The organism is Actinokineospora enzanensis DSM 44649 (genome assembly GCF_000374445.1).
GTDB classification, from domain to species: domain Bacteria; phylum Actinomycetota; class Actinomycetes; order Mycobacteriales; family Pseudonocardiaceae; genus Actinokineospora; species Actinokineospora enzanensis.
On the sequence record NZ_KB894405.1, the window covers coordinates 147,905 to 153,009 of the forward strand.

Annotated in this window: 4 protein-coding genes; 2 read left to right on the forward strand and 2 right to left on the reverse strand. The window is 67.7% G+C overall.

The features are described from left to right. Positions 1 to 1,056: 1,056 nt before the first annotated feature. Complete coding sequence (locus tag C503_RS0105560; protein WP_018681200.1) at positions 1,057 to 3,429, reverse strand: glycoside hydrolase family 65 protein; 2,373 nt, start codon at positions 3,427 to 3,429, stop codon at positions 1,057 to 1,059. Further along, a complete protein-coding gene (locus C503_RS0105565; protein WP_018681201.1) occupies positions 3,426 to 4,160 on the reverse strand; it encodes an HAD family hydrolase in 735 nt (244 codons plus the stop codon). Before C503_RS0105565 ends, C503_RS0105560 begins: the two co-directional genes overlap by 4 nt. A 78-nt stretch (positions 4,161 to 4,238) precedes the next feature. Between C503_RS0105565 and C503_RS0105570 the strand changes: the two genes are divergently transcribed. Together C503_RS0105570 and C503_RS44315 are read left to right on the forward strand one after the other, a co-directional pair. Continuing rightward, positions 4,239 to 4,601: an STAS domain-containing protein gene (locus C503_RS0105570; RefSeq protein WP_156892992.1), complete on the forward strand. Its 363-nt coding sequence runs from the start codon at positions 4,239 to 4,241 to the stop codon at positions 4,599 to 4,601. A gap of 247 nt (positions 4,602 to 4,848) precedes the next feature. Further along, positions 4,849 to 5,105: WhiB family transcriptional regulator (locus C503_RS44315; protein WP_245572416.1), on the forward strand; the 257-nt coding region annotated here is incomplete at its 3' end.

A 5,105-nucleotide genomic window follows, 5' to 3' on the forward strand; every position in this document is an offset into this window, starting at 1 on the left:
CTCGCCGAAGCCCACCCCCGACCTGCCCACCCCAGCCAAGCCCGATCCCCAGCGAGGCCGCTTCTACCCAGCCCGGACACGTTCCCCCTGGCCTCAGTCGCGCGTGCGTTGTGCCCACCCCAACCCGAGCACATCCCTCGCACGCAACCTGGGCACGGCCTCGCACACAACTTGGGCACGGCCTCGCACGCAACCTCGCCACAGCTCTCGCCCGAGTTCGCCTTGCCGCAACTTCCCCGCCGTAGGCCCCACTCCAGGCAGCGCGCCTGCCCGCCCCCACCGACGGCCCCGCCAGCCCACCCCCGGGCGTGCTTCAGGCCCTCAATCTGCACCGCGTTACCCCGCGATCACCCCGACCATCCCGGCCAAGTCGAACCGAGCCGCACGTGACTCGCTGAGGCCCGCCGACCATTCACGCCCGCCACTCGGCGCTACCGCATGGCCTTACACCGAATGGCCATACCAGGGGTCACCGCTCTACCAGGCGTGACCGGGAGCGATGATCGGCAAACCGGCTGCCCGAGACCGGCTTGCCACGCGCTCCACGCGGGGACGAGCACCGCCCGGGGGAGTACCGCATTCCGCAGGTTGTCGCGCCCTCCCAGACGCGCTGCCGGGAAGCAGGACCTGTGATCGGGTCGGGCGCCTTCGCCACACCTTGTCCCCTCGCCACACCCCGTACCTCACCCCCAGCGCCCTGTACTCCACCCCGACATCCAGTAGTCCCCCTCCGTCGCATGTTCGCCTCATTCCGCATGCGGCGGACGATGCCTCCTACTACTTGACCCGCCCCGCCGGATCCACCCGCCCCACGTCTTCACCCACCCGCCCCTCCGCACTCCTCGCCCGCTCGCCGACACCGCTTTTACTCGCAACGAAACGACACGCCGTAAAAGTTTCCCATCCACATAGCCCGACAGGATGAACACTTGGCTACTCACAGGCACGACGAACACCGATCGGGGGCGGCGCGAAACCCGCCAGCCTGACGCGCCGAACCCGTTGGCTACCAAGAGAATTCGTACTAGGAACGGATCAGGTCGTACAGGGAGCGGGTCAGCCGGACACCCCCGATCCGCCTGCCTTGGTGCGGCGGCGCGGGGTGCGACCGGACGGGGCCGTCGGGGTGGGGAACTCGGGCGCGGGTGGGATGGGGAGCACCACCTCGGTGTCGATCTTCACCGGGTTCCCGTGGTGGCTGGTCTCCACCGGATCACCGGAGATCAGGCGGTACGTCGCCTGCGCGCGAGTGATCTCGACCTGGATGCGGCTGCCGCGAAAGCACATCCGGAACGCGACTCGGGCCAGGCCGTCGGGAAGGCGCGGGGCGAAGGTCAGCTCGCCGTCGTGATCGCGCATACCGCCGAGACCTGCGACGATCGCCTGCCACGCACCCGCCAGCGACGCCATGTGGAGGCCGTTGCCGACGTTGTCATGCAGGTCGTTGAGGTCGGTGAGCGCCGCCTCGGCCAGGTAGGCGTGCGCCAGGTCGAGATGGCCGCACTCGGCGGCGATCACCGATTGTGTGCCCGCCGACAGCGACGAGTCCCGCACCGTCCGAGCCTCGTAGTAGGCGAAGTCGCGCGCTTTCTGTTCCAACGAGAAAGCATCGCCTCGCAAATGCAGCGCCAACACAAGATCTGCCTGCTTGACGACCTGCTTACGATAAAGGTCGAAATACGGGTAGTTCAACAACAATGGGTAGTGCTCGCCCGGGGTGTTCTCGAAGTCCCACTCCTCATGCGAAGTGAACCCCTCCGCCTGCTGGTGCACACCCAGCAGGTCGTCAAACGGGATCCGCATGCGGGCCGCCGCGACCTGCCAGATGTCGAGTTCCTCCGGGGTGACGTCGAGGCGCGTGGCGACCTCGGGATTCCGCTCGCACGCCTTGATAGCCTCATTCAGATTCTTCTGCGCCATCAGGTTCGTGTAGACGTTGTTGTCCACCACCGCCGTGTACTCGTCCGGGCCAGTGATCCCGTCGATGCGGAACCCGTCGTGCGGGTCGTGGTGCCCGAGCGATGCCCACAGGCGCGCGGTCTGCACGAGCAGCTCCGCGCCCTGGTCGCGGTCGAAGTCCTCGTCCAATGTCGCCCAGTAATAACGGGCGACGGCGTCGGCGATATCCGCCGAGACGTGGAATGCCGCCGTCCCTGCGGGCCAATAGGCCGAGCATTCCTTGCCGTTGATCGACCTCCACGGGAAAGCCGCGCCCGCCTTGCCCAGCACCTTCGCACGCTCCAACGCCAACGGCATGGTGCTGTGTCGCCATCCGAGCGCGTCACGGGCAGCTTCCGGCATCGTGTAGGTCAGCACCGGAAGAACGAAAGTCTCCGTATCCCAGAAAGCGTGCCCGTCATAACCCGGACCCGTGAGACCCTTTCCCGGAATGGCACGACTTTCCCCGCGCGCACCGGCCTGGAGAACGTGGAACAACCCCAACCGCAACGCCTGCTGAAGCTCGTCATCCCCGTCGATCTCGACGTCTGCGGCTTCCCAGAAGTCGTCCAGAAACGCCTTCTGCTCCGCGAGCAGACCATCCCACCCGGTCTGCAACGCCCCCGCCAACGCCGCCTCCGCCTGGGCACGCAAAGCGGGACCCGACCGCGAGCTGGACCACCCGTACGCCAGGTACTTCACCAGCACCAGCGACTCGCCCGCCGGGACGTCGACCGCCACCGTGAGCCGCGCCAGGTCGTCCTCGCTGGAGATCTCCGTGAGCAGGCTGTCGTTGGCGTAGATCTCGTGGTCCATCGCGGCAGCCATGCGCAGCTTGGACTCGTGTGTGTGGTGAATCAGGACGGCCCGCTTGTCCCGCGCCGTGTGGAACTCGCTCACCAGAGGCGATTTCAACGCGAGCGCCACGCGCGGGTCGCGCGTACGGGACTCGATCGGCTCGTTGGCCAACAGATCCGACTGCACCACCAGTTGTGTCTTCGCCGGGCCGTCACCACCCAGCGCCTGCACCTCGTACCGGATCGCGGCCACCGCGCGCTGGGTGAACGACACCAGCCGCTGGCTCGTCACCTTCACCCGCCGCCCCGTCGGCGACTCCCACTCGGTCACCCGCGACAGCACACCCGTGCGGAAATCCAGCGTGCGGTGGTGCTCGATCGCCCGGCCGTACCGCATGTCCAGCGGTTCGTCCTCCACCAGCAGTCGGATTATCTTGCCGTCTGTCACGTTGACGACCGTTTGCCCGGCCTCGGGGTATCCGTAACCGGCCTCCGCGTAGGGCAGAGCATGCTCCTCGTAGAACCCGTTGAGATACGTTCCGGGCAATCCGACCGGCTCACCCTCGTCGAGCGAGCCCCGCAGACCGATGTGTCCGTTGGACAGGGCGAACACCGACTCCGTGCGGTGCAATTGATCCAACGCCAACTCGGTCCATCGCACGTGCCAGGGCGCGAGGTCGAACCCGCCGCTCATTCGGAGTCCTCCAGCAATTCCGCGAGGTCATCCACCACGACGTCGGCCCCGTGTTCTCGGAGTTCCTCGGCCTGGTCGGCACGATTGACCCCCACCACGAACCGGAACCCACCCGCGCGACCCGCCTCGACCCCGGACAGGGCGTCCTCGAACACCGCCGCCTCCGAGGGCGCGACCCCGAGGGCACGCGCGCCCGCGAGGAACGAGTCAGGCGCGGGTTTGCCGCGCAGATGCTCCTCCGCGATCGTCAGACCATCGACCCTGGCCTGCACGAACTGCGCCAGGTCCGCAGCGTCGAGCACGTGCGCGCCATTCGCCGACGACGTCACGACGCCGATCTTGAGCCCATGCCCCTGCGCGGCCTTCAGATAGGCGACCGAACCGGGATAGGGAGTGATGCCACGCTCCTCGATGAGCGCGAGCAGCGTCTCATTCTTGCGATTGCCGACGCCGTTGATGGTGGCGGCCTCAGGGGAATCATCCGGATTGCCCTCGGGCAATCGGATGCCGCGCGCGGTGAGGAACGTACGCACGCCGTCGGCGCGCGGGCGGCCATCGACATAGGAGTTGTAGTCGCGGGAGGTGAACGGCGCGCGATCGCCGTCCGTCCGGTTCGCGAGGAACACGTCGAACGTCTGTTTCCACGCGATCTCGTGCAGGGTCGCGGTACTGGTGAGCACACCATCGAGGTCGAACAGGCAGGCCACGACCCCGGCAGGCAGACCGATCATGTGCCGACGCTACCGCCGGTGCCCGGCGCGGGCAGGTTCACGCTGCCGAATCAGGCAGTCTGCTGGGAGAATGCGACCATGTCCGACGCTCCGACCCCGCCGCAACTGCTCGACGTGGCCCTCGACTCGCGCCCCGACGGGGCGGTCGTGATCCGGCCCCGGGGCGAGATCGACCTGCTCACCGCGCCTCGGTTCACCGCGAGCATGAACGACGCGCTCGAAGGCGGGGCCCGGTTGGTGGTCGTCGACCTGGACCACGTGTCGTTCTTCGGCTCGGCGGGCGTCGCAGGCCTGGCGCGCGCGGCCGAGCGCGCGGCGGAACTCGGCACGGGCTTCCGTTTGGTGGTCGGTGACTCCATGGCGAGCCGCGTCCTGGAGATCAGCGGCCTAGCCGACCTGCTCGAATTACGCGACACGGTCGACGACGCCCTGACGGACTAAACGCCTGTCGCGGAGAGTGATCAAGGCCACCTCTGGGCGGGAACGGATTTTGGGGGTTACGCGTTGGTAGGGATGTCGCCACGGGCGGGGGCGTTTTCCCGGATGCACCCCCCAGCATCACGGACGTACGCCGTCACCCGCCCGTGAGCGACGCGAACCGCCGACCGGACAACCCCCCACCCCCAGTCCGGTCGGCGGTCACAATCCTGGTGTTTCCCGAGGTCTACCTGTGGGTATCGCCGCTGGCGTGAGTAGAGCGATCGAACCGTGGCAAGAACGTGGCGCCTGTCGATCCGTCCCCACCGACCGGTTCTTCAGCCCCGACAACGAGCGCGGCCGCGCCCGCGACCGCCGGGTCCGCGAGGCCAAGCGGGTCTGCTACACGTGCCCTGTACGGAAACCCTGCCGTGACCATGCGTTGCGAACCGCTGAGCCATACGGGGTATGGGGCGGCCTGGACGAGCACGAACGTGCCGAGCTGCGACGGCAAGTGCTCTCTCGGTA

Excerpts from the sequence above, each read along its gene's own strand:
- C503_RS0105560 (WP_018681200.1), bottom strand. The coding sequence starts at position 3,429 with ATGAGCGGCGGGTTCGACCTCGCGCCCTGGCACGTGCGATGGACCGAG.
- C503_RS0105565 (WP_018681201.1), bottom strand. The coding sequence starts at position 4,160 with ATGATCGGTCTGCCTGCCGGGGTCGTGGCCTGCCTGTTCGACCTCGAT.
- C503_RS0105570 (WP_156892992.1), top strand. The coding sequence starts at position 4,239 with ATGTCCGACGCTCCGACCCCGCCGCAACTGCTCGACGTGGCCCTCGAC.